This window comes from Candidatus Manganitrophaceae bacterium, assembly GCA_012960925.1.
Classification (GTDB): domain Bacteria; phylum Nitrospirota; class Nitrospiria; order SBBL01; family JAADHI01; genus DUAG01.
The window spans coordinates 83,932-101,424 of record DUAG01000011.1 but is presented as its reverse complement, the minus strand read 5'-3'; the positions used below and the strand labels follow the sequence as shown (position 1 = coordinate 101,424).

Here is a 17,493-nt window from a genome sequence, read left to right as displayed (position 1 = left end):
CATCCTTACCGGTTTTTTTGGAGGAGGCCAGTTATTAAAATGACTGGCCCGCCATGAGATAGTAATGTGGTTTGTCTTCGGTCGCAATGGGGGAATCGATCGGCACGGCGACATCAAAACGGACCATTGTCGGATAAATCCCAAAAATATCGACAAAGAACCGAAGGCCGGCACCCATGTCGGTCTTGTATTGGCTCGCTTGAAAGAGATTACGCGAATCCGTGACCATCCCGACATCGCTGAAAAGGGCGATCTGCAATGTGCGCTGGGTTGCCAGACCGAAAACCTGGAGATCTGTTTCACGCAACAGAGGGAAACGGTATTCGACAGAAAAGAGCGCCATGTTTTCCCCTTCAAAAGCCATGGCCGTATATCCCCGCATTTTCGTGTTTCCTCCCAAAAAAAACCGATTATTTTTGAAAAGCCTGCCAAAGGACTCTCCGAGGAAGACACGTGTACTGATTTCATGATGGTTGGAGAAAGAGAAGATGCGGCGGAGATCGAATTCAATGAAGAAGGAGTTGTCGTAAGCTTCACCCGTGAACTGCTGGTTATATAGAAGGCGGGTGCTGAGTGTGGGATAGGTTCCTGTCAGGCGCTGGATGTTTTCCTCTAGCAGGGGGATTTCAGGGTAGTTCACCTCATAGCCGAGATTGATAATGTCTGCGGACGCTTCCTTTAAATCTCCCTGGGCTGTTTTACGGTTTTCGTTTGTAATGCCGGTAGAGATAATTTGTCCCTTCCCTACGACTTTCGCGTAGCCTATCCGGGAGACGGTCCCGGTGTCGGAACGTAAAAAGAAAAGTTGAATCCAGCTTTTCGTATCATAAGCACGTCGAAAGAGAAGACCGGCCCGATAGCTCAGGAAACGGGTTTGAAAATCATAATTGACTGAGAAATCATTGAGCAGAATCTTCCATGAGGGGGGAGAGCGGTTATTCAAGCGGTTTGAGTCACTTGAAAATTTGTGAGGGTCGATTGCGACGGTCTTGATCCGGGAGGATGTCGTCACAAACACTTCATGCGAATCCCCGACCCCATCCCAAATCAAAGGAATTTCATCCCCATCTTTTTCATAAAGGACGATCTCCAGGGGTTCGATCCCTTCTCCATGTTTTTTGATGAGAATTCGGGTCTCAAATTTGTCCTGGACTTTTTTCCGTCGGATTTCTTCGATACTAAAATCAAGGCGCGGCTTTTTTGTAAGCCATTGATCGATGTAAGGTCCGATCTCCTCCTTTTGAGAGGCCTTGAGGAGGATCTTCCTGAATGAGGGAGGGGGATCGGATCTGAGTCTCTCGCGATAGTTCAGCACGGAGCGCGCAAAGGTCTCGTTGCCCAAAAAGATTCCCAATCGATGGAAGATGTTCGCCCCTTCCAGGCGTGGGTGCTTGAAGAATCGGAGGTTTTCCTCCATGAGCGGACTGTCTGCGTCCGGGAAATAAACCTTTCGAAGAGGGAGGGATTTGGAGTATAAAATCTGATCGATGATGGGAAGGAAACCCAGGGGCCTTAACCAGTCCTCCAAACGGCGTTCTTTTCCGTACTTATGCTGAATGAATTGCCTTGCGTCGAGATGGGCCAGCCCTTCTGCGACCCAGGTCTCTTCATGGGGGAGCTTGTCGCGCCAAAAGAGAAGAAAGAGTTCTTTTGCGAGACTCATTTCGTGGAATCTTTTTAAAAGAAAGAAGACCTTAAAAAACCCTTCATTGATGTAAAGGAGACGAGACCCCGCTACGGCCAGATCCTGAAAGAGATAGGCATCGGTCAATGTGAGCCGGGTGACAGGGATCTCTCCGATGTGCTCTTGGAAAAAGGAGACCATTTCTTTCAAGGTGGCAACCAGGGCCTCGGCCTCGCTTTTATTTTTCAAGTGCGTGTTATAAATAATTTCAACCCCACTCACATGTACATCATGGCGGATAGTTTTTTTTACAATGGAAAGAGAGAAGAATGGAATTGTTTCCCGCTCCATAAAATAAGTCAGATGACTCCCTTCGACACCGACCAGTTTGGGTCTATCGGAAGCAACGATTTGCAGCCCTTCTTTCACCGTCAGAAAGACGCGGAAATGACTGCCTGGAAGGGCCCGGGCAAGATCCCATTCCCCGTCGATACGTGCAGGGAGATAAGGATGCCAACCCCCCTGGAGGGTGGCCAGACCCCTGTAATATCCAAAGAGCCCTTTTTTTTCAGGAATACTGGTGATGAAGCGAACAGAGAAACGACCTGTTCCCTGTGAAGGAATCGGTTTTGTAAGTTCAATCCGCATCAGGGTGTCCCGGCCCTTTTCCAGAGAATGACTGAGGATCGTCCCTGTGTCGTCCCGGATCGAGGTCACCTGAAGCCCTCCGGGGTTAAACGCAACCGGGTAAGCCCGATTGTAGGTGGTCTGGCGGATGGTCGGATCTTTTCTGAGGTAACGGTTCGGATAAAGGATCAGAACGATTTCTGTAAGTGGGCTCGGCCCGTCGTTGAAGAAGGTAATCTCTTCGCGTCCTTCGATCTGATGCTTGGCCTCATCATAAGTTACGAACAGGTCGTATTTCGTCACACTTGCTTGAACAGAAGGAATACAGGCAAAGGATAAGAGGAGTAAGAGGAGGAGTATCATATCCCTCATTATACCAAATACCTACTTTGAATACGTACCGCACGAGATTAGAATGTAACTATTCAGCATGGCTAGATAAGCCTTCAGGGCAAGGCTCGAGGAGTGAAGAACCGCAGCGTATGTGCTTATATGCGAGGATTTGAGCACCGCAGTAACGCCGCCATGGAGGTTGAGATGGGTGTGCTGGATAGTTACCTTGATTCTTTGTCCTTCTTTTTATATGGTAGGTAAATGTCAAAGCCGGAACTTATTACTGCAATAAGAGAAGAAATTACCCGCAAAGGGCCGATCCCGTTCATGCGCTACATGGAAATGGCACTTTATCATCCTCGTTATGGTTATTACGCCTCCCCGGGTGAAAAGATCGGCTGGAAGGGAGATTATTATACCAGTAGCAGCGTCCACCCGGTCTTCGGGGAACTCATTGCAAAACAGGTGTTGCAGATGAGGGCCGTGTGTGCACGCGGGGATGCATCCAACCCCGAAGAGATCTTTACGCTCGTGGAGATGGGTGCTGGGAAGGGAACCCTCTGTTTTGACATCTTGAACACGATCAGGCGGGAAGCGCCGGCGGTCTTTGAGCACCTTGACTATGTCATCATTGAGGAGAGTCGATGGCTCAGGGATAAACAGGCCGAATCGCTCCGCCCGATCTTCTCCGGGCGGATTCGTTGGGAAGAAAAAATACCTTCAAACCTGGTGGGGCTTGTCTTAAGCAATGAGCTTCTAGATGCCTTTCCTGTGCACCGCTTACGGGTCGAAGGAGAGTCGATCGAGGAAATCTATGTGGATTGGGAGAATAGCGGGTTTGTAGAGGTCCTGCGACCGCCCTCCTCTCCGCGCTTACAAAACTATGTGCGCCGACTCTCTGTTCGCTTTGACCGGTCGACAGAGCTGGAGGTCAACCTTCAGGCGCGTGATTGGATGCGTCAGGTGGGACGGGCGCTTTCGCGGGGTTTTGTGATGACCATCGATTACGGCTATCCTGAAGAGGAACTTTATTCACCCCGTCGCCCCAAGGGAACCTTCCTTTGCTACCATCAACACAAGACCAACGAGGACCCCTATGTGCGCGTGGGAGAGCAGGACATGACGGCACATGTTGATTTTACGTCATTGAAGCAGTGCGGAGAAGAGGTCGGTCTGCGTTGTCTCGGGTTTACTGATCAGTGCCACTTTCTCATGGGCCTGGGGATTTCCGAAAAGATGGCAGGGCCGGCAGACCGGATGGATCAGTCCACTGAGGCACGGGAGACTTTTCTGGCGATGAAGCGTCTGATGGCCCCGGAGCAAATGGGAAAAGTATTCAAGATTCTTATCCAGGGGAAGAACCTTCCTGCCGATGTCCATCTGGACGGCCTTCAATTCAAGCCCTTTTTTCGTTTTTCTGACGCTCGGTAGCCGCAATATCGGTCTTTTTTCAGGGATCTTCCCTTCATAAACTGAGGATCGGGAAACCTTTTTCAAATTCTTGACTTTCTTAAGTTTATATCTTATTATTCGGTACTCATTTGCCTTCCTGGGGGAGAACGGCGACAATGCCAACAGACGCTTTGCCTTCAAATTATCTTCCAGTATTGGTATTTTTCTTCATTGCCCTCGGCTTCGGGGTTGTGACGATTATCATGGGATACCTGGTTCGGCCGAGTCGGCCCTACGTGGAGAAACTTTATCCCTACGAAAGCGGTATCCATCCCGATACCGACGCTCGCCAGCGCTTTCCCCTTCGTTATTATATGATCGCGATGCTCTTTGTTCTCTTCGACATTGAGATCGTTTTTCTTTATCCTTGGGCAGTCAGTTTTAATCATCTGGGCCTCTTCGGCCTTGTTGAAATGATCTTGTTCCTGCTAATACTGTTTGTCGGATATTTTTATGCATGGAAGAAAGGAGCGCTTGAGTGGGACTGATCCGTCATCAATTTGAAACGAATATCCTTACCACATCGCTCGATTCCGCGGTGAATTGGGCTCGGAAATCGGCTTTGTGGCCAATGACTTTTGGCCTGGCCTGTTGTGCTATTGAAATGATTGCGGTTGTGTCTGCCCGTTATGATCTCGATCGATTCGGTGCCGGTGTTTTTCGTGCGTCGCCGCGTCAGTCCGATCTGATGATCGTTGCCGGGACGGTGACGCGGAAAATGGCGCCTGTAATCAGAAGGATCTATGACCAGATGGCGGAACCGCGATATGTTCTTTCGATGGGTTCATGCGCCACATCCGGGAATATTTATAACAGTTATAGCGTTGTACAAGGAGTGGACCGTTTCGTGCCGGTAGACATCTATGTCCCTGGCTGCCCGCCACGCCCTGAGGCCCTGCTTTCAGGTATTTTGCGGCTTCAGGAAAAAATAATGACCGAAAAGATATTCAGAAAGTAATGGGAGGAGATCATGTTTCAAATCCTCCTGAATCTCTAGGACAGTTGCGGTTGCGGCTGCCAGGCGAAAAGGTGAATGAAAGACATCGTTGTAAAAATTAAGGAACAGTATCCGGATGCCTTCCTCTCGTCAAAGATCGATTTCGGTGAACTGACGATTACGCTTAAGAGAGAGGGGCTTCTGGAGGTCTGTCGCTATCTCCATGATGAGCCTTCGCTCGATTTTGATTTCATCAGCGATATCTGCTCGGTAGATTTCCCGAATGAGTCTCCCCGTTTCGAGATGATCTATCAATTTTACTCCATTGACAAAAACCGGAGAATAAGGGTGAAGGCCCGCGTTCCAGAAGAAGATTGTTTGATCGATTCTGTGGTAGAGATTTGGAAGGGGGCGAACTTTATGGAGCGGGAGGTCTACGATATGATGGGCATCCGGTTCAATAATCACCCCGATCTTCGCCGTATCCTGATGACGGAGGATTATTCGGAAGGGTATCCCCTTCGAAAAGATTTCCCGGTGGAAGGCTTTGGATGGAGAGATAAGTTTGATTTTTCAGAACGATAACGTCGGGAATGGTTTAGTCAAAAAATGACTGAGAATAAGAAAGACAATACTGTGGAATATGACCATTACGGCGAGGATACGTCCGCTGTTGAACTGGAGGACGGAAAGCCTCAGAAGCACGTTGAGGATATGCTCCTGAACATGGGTCCGCAGCATCCCTCGACCCATGGGGTCCTTCGGATTGTTCTCGATCTGGAGGGGGAGACCATCGTGAAGGCGACCCCTCATCTTGGCTATCTTCACCGCGGGGTCGAGAAACTTGCCGAGAACTCAACCTACAATCAGATCATTCCCTTGACCGACCGCCTGGATTACGTCTGTTCCATGACCAACAATTATGCCTTTGTCCGGACCGTGGAGAAGCTCCTTCGTGTGGAAGTCCCCGAACGCGCGGAATATATCCGGACGATCGTGGCGGAGATGCAGCGGCTCACAGGCCATCTCTTCTGGCTCGGAACTCAGGCGCTCGACATCGGGGCCATGACGGTCTTTTTCTATACCTTTAGGGAGCGGGAGGTATTGCTCGATCTCTTTGAAATCCTCTGCGGCGCAAGGCTGACCATGAGTTACTATCGTGTGGGGGGCGTCGACCGGGACCTGACCTCAGAAGTCATTGATGCCCTCTATAAATTTCTTGAAGGATTTTCAGACAATATTGACGAGTACAACACCCTCCTTGAAACAAACCGGATCTGGGTCGGGCGAACGAAAAACATCGCGGTCATCTCCGCAGAAGATGCCATCAACTTCGGACTCTCCGGTCCGACCTTGCGAGGTTCCGGGGTCAACTACGACATTAGAAAAAAAGAGCCGTACGGGGTCTATGACAAGGTCGAATGGGAAGTCCCACTGGGCAGGAATGGGGATACTTATGACCGTTACTGGATTCGGGTCGAGGAGATGCGACAGAGTGCCAGGATCATCAAGCAATGTCTGGATCAACTCCCTGAAGGCCGGTTTCTGGCCGACCTCCCCATGATTACCTATCCTCCCCGTGATCGGGTGGAGACCGACATGGAGAGCCTGATCCACCACTTCATGATTGCGACCCAGGGATTTGATGTGCCGGAGGGGGAGGTCTACTCCGCCATTGAGGCGCCAAAGGGAGAACTTGGATTCTATATCCTGAGCCAGGGCGGGAACAAACCGTATCGCTTGAAAATTCGTCCGCCCTCCTTTATTCACATGGGGGCGTTTGACTACATGGCTCGGGGGTATATGATTGCCGACATTGTGACGATTTTTGGAACCTATGATATTGTGATGGGGGAGTGCGACAGATGATTCCTCAAAGGGATTTTATTGTAATAGAAAGCGAAGTGGGTTCTTCACTGTGAGGCTGAAGGTATTGTCCGATAAGGCAAAGGCCGAAATTGAGGCGCAGTTTCAACACTATCCGGACAAGCGCTCCGTCCTCCTTCCGGCCTTGCGCATTGCACAGGAAGAGGTGGGTTATTTATCTGAGCCGGCCATGATCGATGTGGCCGATCTTCTTGGTCTGACCCCGGTGCAGGTCTATGAAGTGGCCACCTTCTATTCCCAATATAATCTTAAACCGGTCGGAAAATATCTCATTCAGGTTTGCAAGACCCTATCCTGTGCCTTGGTGGGTGCCGGTTCGATCGTGACTCATCTTCAGGAAAAATTGGGAATCCGATCCGGTGAAACCACTGCGGACGGATTCTTTACACTTAAACTGGTGGAATGTCTTGCGGCTTGCGGCAGTGCTCCGATGGCGCAGATCAACGACCGGTATTATGAGCAATTGACCCCGGAGAAAGTGGACCGAATATTGGAAGATTTAAAGAGGGATGGAAAGAGCTCCTTGGCCACGGGTCCCTTTATGCTGCCGGTGATGGGGGAGAAATCGTAATGCCGACTTACGAGCTTATATTACTGAAGAATATGTCCAAGCCGGGATATACCGGCTCTCTGGAAGATTATCAGGGTGTCGGGGGCTATGCCATATTTGAAAAGGTCCTCAAGGAAATGTCCCCGCCCGACCTGATCGATCTTGTGAAAAAATCCGGTCTGAGGGGGCGGGGCGGGGCCGGGTTTTCAACCGGAATGAAATGGAGTTTCATCCCGAAAGACCATAGCGGTCCAAGATATCTTTGCTGCAACGCGGATGAGAGCGAGCCGGGGACATTTAAAGACCGTCAGTTGATTGAAAGAGATCCGCACCAGATGCTGGAGGGGATCGGGATCGCTTGTTTTGCAATCGGGGCGCATCAGGCCTACATCTACATCCGGGGGGAGTTTGATCTAGGTGCCGAGATTATTCAGAACGCGATCCGGGAGGCCTATGAGGCCCGGCTGTTCGGGAAAGATCTTTTTGGAACAGGTTTTGATATTGATGTCGTCCTTCACCGAGGGGCAGGGGCTTACATCTGCGGTGAAGAAACGGCCCTGCTGGAGTCGATTGAAGGAAAACGGGGGAAGCCGAGAACGAAACCGCCTTTTCCGGCGATCAACGGGCTTTACCAGGAACCGACCGTGGTGAACAATGTTGAGACTTTGGCGAATCTTCCCTATATTATCAAGAACGGACCGGAGTGGTATGCCGCCATCGGGACGCAGAAGAGTCCGGGGACGCGGGTTTTTTCGGTCAGCGGCCACGTGAAACGGCCGGGAAATTATGAGGTGCCGCTCGGCATTACCCTCCGTGAGATGATCTACGATATTGCCGGCGGGATTCGGGGCGATAAGGAACTCAAGGCCATCATCCCGGGAGGGGCCTCCGCGCCTTTCCTGAAGCCTGATCATCTCGATACCCAAATGGATTTTGAATCGATCGCAGAGGTCGGCTCAATGCTTGGCTCGGGCGGGGTGACGGTGATGGATACAGATACCTGTATGGTTTGGGCGGCCATGAACCTGATGGAGTTTTTTCATCATGAGTCGTGTGGAAAGTGTACGCCCTGCCGGGAAGGGAGCGCCTGGATTTTGCAGGTCTTACGGCGGATTGAGGGGGGGCTTGGAAAGCCCGAAGATATTGATCTGCTGGTGAGCCTCTGTGAACGGATTGAGGGCAAAACGGTCTGCGCTTTTGGTGAGGCGGAGATTGGCCCCATTCTTTCGACCATCAAAAATTTCAGGGAAGAATACGAGACCCATATCACGGAGAAGCGATGTCCGCATCGCCCGGATGCCGCCCTGGTTATGGCGCATTGAGGAAGTTTTGAGATGAGCAAAATGATTAAGCTGACAATCAATGATCTCGAAATCGAAGTCGCGGATGGGACGCTCCTTATTGAGGCGGCCAAGAAGGCCGGTGTGGAGATTCCCCATTTCTGCTACCACCCGAAGCTGAAGCCCGACGCCAATTGCCGCATGTGCATTGTCGAAGTAGAAAAGGCCCGTAAACTTCAGACCTCCTGTAGCACCCCGGCGGTGGAGGGCATGGTGGTGAAGACCAATTCTCCGCAGGTGAAAGAGGCTCAGTTCGGTGTCATGGAGTTCCTTCTGGGGAACCATCCGCTAGACTGTCCTGAGTGTGATCAGGGGGGAGAGTGTCAACTCCAGGATTTTGCCCATCAGAATTCTCCAACGACCAGCCGTTTTGTGGAAGAGAAGAGAATATTCAAGAAGGAATATTTCGGTCCGCTGATTGAAAAAGAGATGAACCGCTGCGTCAGTTGTCTCCGCTGTGTTCGTTACTGCGATGAAGTGATTGGTTCAAACGCCCTGGGTTCGATGGAGCGGGGAAACATGCACGAAATTGGTGCCTTTGCTCATCAGGAACTGGAGTGTGAATATTGCGGCGGCTGTATCCAGATCTGCCCGGTCGGCGCATTGACCTCAAGGCTTTCAATGTACGATACCCGGACCTGGCAGTTGCAAAAGACGGAGACCATTTGTAATTACTGTGGAGATGGTTGTTTGTTGACCCTGGAAGGGGTGAAGGATGATATTACGCGCGTCAGTTCTGAGCTGGGGGCTGGCCGAAACGAAGGGGATCTCTGCGCGCGCGGATTTTTCGGTTACGGCATGATTCACCATCCGGATCGTTTGAGCCGTCCGACCGTGCGGCTGCAGGGTCGTGACCTCCAGGTCACGTGGGACTGGGCGATGGACAAGGCGGCCACCGGTCTGACCGAGATCAAGGCAAAGTATGGTCCCGAGGCGATCGGAGGGGTCATTTCGGCGCATTGTACAAATGAAGAGATCTACCTCTTTCAAAAATTAATGCGGCAGACGATTGGGTCGCCCCACATCGACAGTTCCGCCCGGCTTGGATACATCAACGCAGCGACAGGGCTCATGAAGGCCTTTGGGACCACCCGCCTGGTTCGGTATGAAGATATTCTTCAGGCCGACGTTCTTCTGGTCTTTGCGGGAGAGATGACGGAGTCCAACCCGATTACCGCCATCAAGGTTAAAGAGGCGGTCAGGAAAAACAAGGCAAAGTTAATTGCTGTTGATTCTTACAGTGCAGGGAGAGAGACCTATATTAGTCATCTTCCCAATCTGGCCACACATCATCTGGAGATCCGCTCGGGAACAGAAGGAACGGCCATCGTTGGATTGATGAAGGCCGTTGTCGAGGGATCGCCTTCGTCTTCACTCTCTCAGGCCGCGTTGAATAAGCTGAAGGAATCGCTTGCCCCGGTCTCTTATAAAAATATCGAAGCGGTCACCGGTATTCCGGAAAAGACCTTTCGCGAGATGGGCACCCTTTATGCAGGTGCCGAGCGAGGCGTCATTATCTTCGGAAGGGCCATCACTCGTTGCGAAGAAGGGTATCAAAATGTCTTGAAGCTGGCCGATCTTGCGATTGCGGCGGGTCAGGCCGGTCAGGCGGGAAAAGGAATTCTTCCCCTGACCAAAGAGAATAATGAATTTGGTGCAGTGGAAATGGGTGGGGGCTCCGAGTATCTTCCCGGACTTCAGCCGACCGATCCGGCGCGGAAGGGCCACACGCTGGTCGAAATGATCGATGCGGCCATAAGGGGTGAGATCAAGGCCCTCTACCTGGTGGGAGAAAATCCGTTCCGCTCGCTTCCGCAAAAAAAGGTTGAGGAGGCGCTCAGCAAGTTGGAACTCTTGATTTGCCAGGACCTTTTCCCTTCCGAGGTGTCGTCCCTGGCGCACATCGTTCTTCCCGCGGCCAGCTATGCAGAGAAGGCAGGGCGATTTACGAATCTCGAGGGGGAGATTCAAAAAGGTCGAAAGGCGATCGAGCCTGTTGGAAATTCAAAGCCGGATTGGGAGATCTTTTCTCTTCTCGAGAGGAAACTGGCGGGCAATCTTGCCGATCCAAGCCAATCGCAGAAACTTCAATACCTTACGGTTGATGAGATCTGGAGAGAGATTGTGACGACCTTGCCCGCGTCATGGCCAAAGATCTCAGATGAGGGGATTTTGGAGAAGATGGCTTCGCACATTGGCGATGGTTCGAGAAGCTATGTTCTTCCGAACCCGCCCGAAGATAAAGAGGAAGGCGTTTTTGATCTTTTCATGGGGCAGGTTATTTTTCACGCCGGCAGGATGTCAACCTATGCCCCGGGACTGACAACGCTTCTCGAAAAAGAGATCGTCCTGATCCACCCCGATGATGCCGAATCTCTTGATCTTCAAGAGGGCGAAGAGATTGAATTAAAGGTGAGTGGAAGTGACCCCGGTGTCATGGTTCCTGTCAAGTTCAGCAAGAAGTTGTCCGAGGGGAGCCTCTTGTTCCCCGAACATTTTGGGATGGAGATGAAGGCCTTACTTCCCTTAACAGTCGATCCAACGACTGGGGTTCCTTATGGAGATCGGGGGAGGGTGATCCTTTCAAAAGTATCGGTGTCGGTTCAGTAAAGGAATAGGATGGAACTTGTAATAACGCTACTGGTTGTGTTGGCTCAGATTGCCGCGGTGATGGGCGTCGTCCTGGGGCATGTTGCCTACCTGACCTACCTGGAAAGGAAGATCCTGGGTGATATGCAGGATCGGCTGGGACCGATGGAAGTCGGTCCACATGGGCTGCTTCAGCCGCTTGCAGATGGATTGAAGCTCTTCTTTAAGGAAGACATCATTCCCACCGGAGCGAATAAGATTATCTTTTCAGCGGCGCCGATTCTTTCCCTGGTCCCTGCCCTCATCGGTTTTGCGGTGGTGCCGTTTGGTAGAGACAGTCTTGTGATCGGAGATATTGAAATTACTCCTTATATCACGGATATCAATGTCGGGGTCCTTTACATCCTGGCCTTTTCCTCTTTGGGGGCCTACGGTGTTTTATTGGGGGGTTGGGCCTCGAACAGTAAGTATTCTCTTCTGGGAGGGCTGCGCTCGGCGGCGCAGGTGATCAGCTATGAGTTGCCGCTTGGCTTGTCTCTTGTGGGGCCGATCCTGCTCTCAGGCTCCCTCTCTATGGTCACCATGACGGAGGCGCAGGGCGGCGGGTTTTGGCACTGGTATGTCATCACCCAACCCGTTGCGTTTGGAATCTATATGATTTGTGCCATTGCAGAGACGAACCGCCTCCCCTTTGATTTGCCGGAGGCGGAGAGCGAGTTGGTCGCCGGTTTTATGACTGAATATTCCGGGATGCGGTTTTCTTTCTTCTTCCTGGCGGAATATGCCAATATGATCCTGGTTTCCTGTATCGCAGTAGCGGTCTTCCTCGGAGGATGGCAGGCCCCATTCTCGTTTCTGGAGTTTATTCCCCCGATTGTCTGGTTTCTGGTGAAGCTCTATGCCCTGCTTTTTTTCTATATCTGGCTCCGAGCGACGGTCCCGCGTTTGCGCTTTGATCAGTTGATGGCTTTTGGATGGAAGGTGATGCTGCCCCTTTCATTGGTCAATGTCTTGCTGACGGCAGTGGTGAAATATTTCTTGAATCAAATGTAAGAGGTCTTTGATGCGAAGCGGCATGAATTTGATCAAGACGGTCTTCTTTTCGGAAATCCTGAATGGACTGCGTCTGACCTTTAAACATTTTCTGGCCCAAAAGGTTATCACGGAACAATATCCGCGTGTAAAGCGTGAGCTCCCGGATGGCTACCGCGGCATTATTGTTCAGCTTCGGTACGATGATAATAGTGAGATATGTGTCGGATGTGCGCTCTGTGAGGCCGCCTGTCCTTCCCACTGTATCACGGTGATCAGTGCGGAACGGGAAGATATGCCCCAGAAGCGTTATGCCAAAGAATACATCCTGGATGTGACAAAGTGTGTTTTCTGCGGGTTCTGCGTACAGGCCTGTCCGGTGGATGCCCTGGCCTCAAGTAAAGAGTATGAGATGGCAACGACGGATAAGCGGGAATTGATCATGGACAAAGAAGCGATGTTGAAATTGGGTGATCAATACTTTCCAGTTAAAAAGAAACGCCCCAAATATTCACAAGATCGTTTCGACTTTTTCGAAAAGATGAAGCAGACAGAATTTCCCACAGCAAAAAAAAGGACGGCATCATGACGGCTCAGCTTCTTTTCTTCTATTTCGCCGGGATGACGGTGGCAGGTGCCATTGTCGCGGTTGCGGCCCCCAACTTGGTTTACAGCGCCCTTGCCCTCCTCCTGACATTTATCCATATCGCGGGAATCTATGTCCTTTTGAATGCGGAGTTCATTGCGGCGGTTCAGATTATTGTTTATGCCGGTGCGATCCTCGTCCTCTATCTTTTTGTCTTAATGCTTTTCAATCCTGAGCAGGAGAAACTTTACCTGCACAAGCAATACCCTGTCGGTATATTTCTGGGGGTCGTGGTTTTGTTTCTGATGATTCTTGCCGCTTTTAAAACCGAAATCCTTGGGCAGAAAGGAAGCTTTACGGTCGAAGCGGTTCGATCCTTGGGCCATACCGATGCGATTGGCCGGGTTCTGTATGCAGAATATATTTTCCCCTTTGAGATCGCGTCTCTTATTTTATTGGTGGCCATGTTCGGAGCGATTCTCCTTGCGGGGCGCGGCCAACGCCCTCGAAAGAAAGGAGAGCCTTCGGATCATAGTGGAGGGGATACGCCGTCTGAGGAAAAACCAACGCGAACCGATGAAGTGATGGTAGGGAGATGATTCCAATAGAGTGGTTCATTACGCTTGGATTTTTTCTCTTTGCCATTGGTATTGCGGGAGTGCTCATTCGCCGGAATATCATCATGGTTCTTCTCTCGATCGAGTTGATCCTGAATTCTGCAAATATAACCTTTGTGGCATATTCGTATCAGCATCAGTCGGTGACGGGACAAATAATGGTCTTCTTTATCCTGACGATGGCCGCGGCGGAAGTCGCATTGGGGCTTGCACTGGTCATTGCACTCTATCGAGTTCGCTCCGTAATGAATGTTGATGAAATTAACCTTTTGAAGTGGTGAAAGCAGGGTAAGGGACTACATATGGAAATTGAATCATACCGCCCTCTTCTGGCGATGCTTGTTGCGTTAGTCGGGGCTGTTTTTATTGTCGTTAACCGGGACAAGCCGAATACCCGCGAGGCCTGGTCGATCGGGGCCGCCACGCTGATGTTTCTGATTGTCGTCTCGATGATTCCGGGGATTCTTGAAGGGAACACCTATAATTACACCCTCTTTGCCTTTCTCCCGGATGTCTCGATCGTCCTGAGGGTTGATGCGCTGGGGATTATCTTTGCGACGGTCGCTTCCTGTTTATGGCTGATTACGACCTTTTATTCCATCGGCTATATGCGCGCCCACGAGGAGACGAACCAAACACGTTACTATACCTGTTTTGCCATCACGCTTTCGATGACGATGGGGGTTGCTTTTGCGGGTAATCTGGTGACCCTCTACCTCTTCTATGAAATGCTGACCCTGATCACCTATCCCCTTGTTGCGCACAGTGGGACGGAGGATGCCTACAAGGGTGCGAACAAATATCTTTTCTACCTGCTTGGAACCTCGAAGGCCTTTCTTCTTTCCGCGATGCTGTTGACCTTTGCCGTCGCTGGAGATCTGGCCTTTAGTCCCAATGGGGTCTTCCCTCCCGGAACAAACAAGACCGTCATGGTCATTATCTACTTCCTCTTCTTGGCCGGAGTAGGCAAAGCCGCCATTATGCCCTTACATGCATGGCTTCCGGCGGCGATGGTGGCGCCGACACCGGTCAGCGCGCTGCTTCACGCCGTTGCGGTTGTGAATACTGGGGTTTTTTCCGTCCTCCGGATTATGTTTCACGTCTTCGGTGTGGAGTTGATGAAGGAATTGAACCTTGGGATCGCCACGGCCGTCCTGGCGTGTTTTACCATCGTCACGGCTTCAATGTACGCGATGACACGAGACAATCTGAAGAAACGGCTTGCCTACTCGACCGTGAGCCAACTCTCCTATATTATCCTGGGTGGCGCGTTGCTTACTTCGTCTGGGATGACCGGGGGGGTCATCCACATCGCCAACCACGCCTTTTCAAAGATTACACTTTTCTACGCCGCCGGGTCGATCTTTGTCGCCTCCCATAAAACGGATATCTCCCAGATGAATGGAATTGGCCGCCAGATGCCCTGGACGATGACTGCCTTCGCGATCGCGACCCTGAGCATGATCGGAATCCCTCCCTCGGCCGGATTCATTAGTAAGTGGTTCCTGGCGGTCGGAACGATTGAAGCGGATCAACTTTCGATCCTCATCGTTCTATTCGCCAGTTCGATCTTAAACGCGATCTATTTCGTCCCGATCGTTTACAATGCCTTTTTCAAAGCGCCGGATGTTGTTGCGGGAGACAAGGACGGTCACGGAGAAGTGCATGAGGTCAAGGAAGTGTCTATTTTTGTGGTGGCGCCGCTGATGGTGACCGCCATTATTTCAGTGATCCTGGGGATTTTCCCCGATATTTTCCTAAGTCTTGTGAGGCAGGTGGTCGGATGAGCGGACATTCTCCAGATGAAGCACTGATACTGAATAAAAAACAGATGAAGGGTTGTTTTATCTTCGGGGGGGTCCTGGTGGTCATCGACCTTCTGCTCTACGTCTTTCACTTGAAACATCATGCAACGTTTTTCTGGGATCATATCCCCGGGTTTTCAGCTATTTTTGGTTTCATAGCCTGTGTCGGGTTGATCTTTTTCTCTAAAGGGATCGGGCATGCCTTCCTGATGAAGGACGAGGATTTTTACGATGATTGACGTTTACAATGATTAGTTGGATACACCCGGCGCTGTTTTTCTTCATCGCCGCAGGGGCGCTTCCACTGGTCAAGGGAAAGGCCAAGCAGATTGTTTTGTTCGGCGCGCCCGTCCTGGCCCTGCTCTGCCTGGTGCTCTTCCCGGAAGGCAACTACGGGGTCATGAACGTCGGGGGCTATGAACTCATCCTCGGACGCGTGGACAAGATGGCCCTGCTCTTCGGCTATATCTTCTGTATTATGGCCGGCATCGGCATGGTCTACGCCCTCCATGTCCGTCAGGAGGGCGAGCATATCGCCGCCTACCTCTACATCGGCAGCGCCCTCGGCGCCATCCTCGCCGGAGACCTGATCACTCTCTTTGTCTTCTGGGAGATCATGGCCTTCGCCTCCGTCTTTTTGATCTGGTACGGCGGAAAAAAAGCAGGCGCTCCCGGCTACCGCTACCTTCTGATGCACATCTTCGGCGGACTCTGTCTCCTGGGCGGAATCGTGGTCCATGTCATCCAGAGCGGCAGCATCGCCTTCGACGCCCTCCCGCACAACACCCTGGGCGGGGTCCTCATCATGATCGGCTTTCTTATCAATGCCGGCGCGCCGCCGCTGCATGCCTGGCTCCCCGACGCCTATCCGGAATCCACCATCACCGGGATTATCTTTCTGGGCACCTATACGACAAAGACCGCCCTCTATGCCTTGGCCCGCTCCTTTCCCGGTGCGGAGGTTTTGATCTTCATCGGTCTGGTCATGGCCATCTGGGGCGTCTGCTACGCCATCATGTCGAACAACCTAAGAAGACTGCTGTCCTATCACATCATCAGCCAGATGGGCTACATGGTAGTGGCCGTGGGCATCGGCACCGAGATGGCCATCAATGCCGCTGTGGCCCTGGCCTTTACCAATATCCTCTACAAGGGACTTCTTTTAATGGGGGCCGGTGCCCTGATCTACGGCGCGGGCCAGAAGGGCTTAAGCCGGATGGGCGGCCTCGCGAAAAGCATGCCAATCACCTTCGGCCTCTTCCTGATCGGAGGCTTCTCCATCTCAGGCCTGCCCTTCCTTAACGGCTTTATCAGCAAGTCCATGGTCATCTCCAGTGCCATCGCAGAGAAAATGCCCATCGTCACCCTGCTCTTGACCATGGTGGCCGCCGGAACCTTTCTCTCGACCACCCTCAAGCCCTGCTACTTTGCCTTCCTGGCCCCGGATAAAGGACTCAAGGCCCAGGAGCCTCCCCGGCACATGCTCTGGGCCATGGGTGTGGTGGCCGCACTCTGTTTTATCACCGGAAGCTTTCCAGGCCTGCTCTACGGGCTTCTGCCGCATCCGGTGGAGTATCATCCCTACACCCTGGAGCATATCGCCGGATCCCTCCAGGGCCTCTTCTTTGCCGCCCTGGCCTTTATCTTCCTCCTTTGGAGACTTCACCCAGAGGACGGAACAACGATCGATGTCGATATCGCCTACCGGAGAGGCGTCCCCGGCTTTATGTGGTTCGCGGAGAAACCCCTCGCACGCTATGAAGAGTTTATTACTGAGGTGTATAAACGTCTGATCATTCAATCAACCATCCGCTGGGTTGCCCTTTGCCGTAAGTTTGACACCCGAATTATCGATGGGATTGTCAATGCCGTCGGACGGGTCGTCTTCTTTGGAGGGTGGCTTTCTTCTACGATCGAAAAGTACGTGGTCTACGGAGCGCTCAACCTATTGGGATACGCAAATCATGTGGCCGCCCGGATTCTCAAGCGTCTCCAGACCGGTACGGTCAATCACTATGCCATGATGATTGTCATCGGCATTTTTGTATTGGTGAATCTCTACCTGGTTCTGAAAAGCCAGATCCCGTCACTGCTGGTCTTGAAATGAGGGGTCT

The 17,493-nt window shown here is 51.6% G+C and carries 14 protein-coding genes and 1 pseudogene; 14 read left to right on the top strand and 1 reads right to left on the bottom strand.

The window, feature by feature from the left end; genetic code table 11:
* Nucleotides 1-34: 34 nt before the first annotated feature.
* Nucleotides 35-2,623 carry a hypothetical protein gene (locus EYQ01_01855; GenBank protein ID HIE64557.1) on the bottom strand — a complete coding sequence of 863 codons (2,589 nt, stop codon included), beginning with the start codon at nucleotides 2,621-2,623 and terminating at the stop codon, nucleotides 35-37.
* 222 nt (nucleotides 2,624-2,845) lie between these two features.
* Here EYQ01_01855 and EYQ01_01850 point away from each other — a divergent pair, with 222 nt between their 5' ends.
* The 14 genes and pseudogenes from EYQ01_01850 (at nucleotide 2,846) to EYQ01_01785 (ending at nucleotide 17,486) form a co-directional block, all read left to right on the top strand.
* Complete coding sequence (locus tag EYQ01_01850; protein ID HIE64556.1) at nucleotides 2,846-4,015, top strand: hypothetical protein; 1,170 nt, start codon at nucleotides 2,846-2,848, stop codon at nucleotides 4,013-4,015.
* Nucleotides 4,016-4,167: 152 nt separating this feature from the next.
* Entirely contained in the window at nucleotides 4,168-4,524 is a 357-nt protein-coding gene (locus EYQ01_01845; GenBank protein HIE64555.1) for an NADH-quinone oxidoreductase subunit A, read from the top strand.
* Nucleotides 4,515-4,994, top strand: coding sequence for an NADH-quinone oxidoreductase subunit B (locus EYQ01_01840; protein ID HIE64554.1), 480 nt, complete (start codon nucleotides 4,515-4,517; stop codon nucleotides 4,992-4,994). Before EYQ01_01845 ends, EYQ01_01840 begins: the two co-directional genes overlap by 10 nt.
* Before the next feature lie 75 nt (nucleotides 4,995-5,069).
* Nucleotides 5,070-6,842 (top strand): annotated as a pseudogene (nuoD, locus tag EYQ01_01835) (NADH dehydrogenase (quinone) subunit D).
* 55 nt (nucleotides 6,843-6,897) lie between these two features.
* A complete protein-coding gene (gene nuoE / locus EYQ01_01830) occupies nucleotides 6,898-7,431 on the top strand; it encodes an NADH-quinone oxidoreductase subunit NuoE (GenBank protein ID HIE64553.1) in 534 nt (177 codons plus the stop codon).
* The gene (gene nuoF, locus EYQ01_01825; protein ID HIE64552.1) at nucleotides 7,431-8,732 is read left to right on the top strand and encodes an NADH-quinone oxidoreductase subunit NuoF; all 1,302 of its coding nucleotides are present in this window, start codon (nucleotides 7,431-7,433) and stop codon (nucleotides 8,730-8,732) included. The genes nuoE and nuoF overlap by 1 nt, the downstream gene beginning before the upstream one ends.
* Nucleotides 8,733-8,744: 12 nt before the next feature.
* Nucleotides 8,745-11,360 (top strand): NADH-quinone oxidoreductase subunit NuoG, encoded by a 2,616-nt coding sequence (nuoG, locus tag EYQ01_01820; protein HIE64551.1) that lies wholly within the window; start codon nucleotides 8,745-8,747, stop codon nucleotides 11,358-11,360.
* A 9-nt stretch (nucleotides 11,361-11,369) separates the two neighbouring features.
* Nucleotides 11,370-12,392, top strand: coding sequence for an NADH-quinone oxidoreductase subunit NuoH (nuoH, locus tag EYQ01_01815; GenBank protein ID HIE64550.1), 1,023 nt, complete (start codon nucleotides 11,370-11,372; stop codon nucleotides 12,390-12,392).
* A 10-nt stretch (nucleotides 12,393-12,402) separates the two neighbouring features.
* On the top strand, nucleotides 12,403-12,960 hold the full coding sequence (nuoI, locus tag EYQ01_01810; protein HIE64549.1) for an NADH-quinone oxidoreductase subunit NuoI: 558 nt from the start codon (nucleotides 12,403-12,405) through the stop codon (nucleotides 12,958-12,960).
* A complete protein-coding gene (locus EYQ01_01805; protein HIE64548.1) occupies nucleotides 12,957-13,556 on the top strand; it encodes an NADH-quinone oxidoreductase subunit J in 600 nt (199 codons plus the stop codon). Before nuoI ends, EYQ01_01805 begins: the two co-directional genes overlap by 4 nt.
* A complete protein-coding gene (gene nuoK, locus EYQ01_01800) occupies nucleotides 13,553-13,855 on the top strand; it encodes an NADH-quinone oxidoreductase subunit NuoK (protein HIE64547.1) in 303 nt (100 codons plus the stop codon). Before EYQ01_01805 ends, nuoK begins: the two co-directional genes overlap by 4 nt.
* A 21-nt stretch (nucleotides 13,856-13,876) precedes the next feature.
* Nucleotides 13,877-15,361, top strand: coding sequence for a monovalent cation/H+ antiporter subunit D family protein (locus EYQ01_01795; protein HIE64546.1), 1,485 nt, complete (start codon nucleotides 13,877-13,879; stop codon nucleotides 15,359-15,361).
* 44 nt (nucleotides 15,362-15,405) lie between these two features.
* Complete coding sequence (locus EYQ01_01790; protein ID HIE64545.1) at nucleotides 15,406-15,618, top strand: hypothetical protein; 213 nt, start codon at nucleotides 15,406-15,408, stop codon at nucleotides 15,616-15,618.
* Nucleotides 15,619-15,626: 8 nt separating this feature from the next.
* Nucleotides 15,627-17,486 carry a Na(+)/H(+) antiporter subunit D gene (locus EYQ01_01785; protein HIE64544.1) on the top strand — a complete coding sequence of 620 codons (1,860 nt, stop codon included), beginning with the start codon at nucleotides 15,627-15,629 and terminating at the stop codon, nucleotides 17,484-17,486.
* The last annotated feature ends 7 nt before the right edge of the window (nucleotides 17,487-17,493 follow it).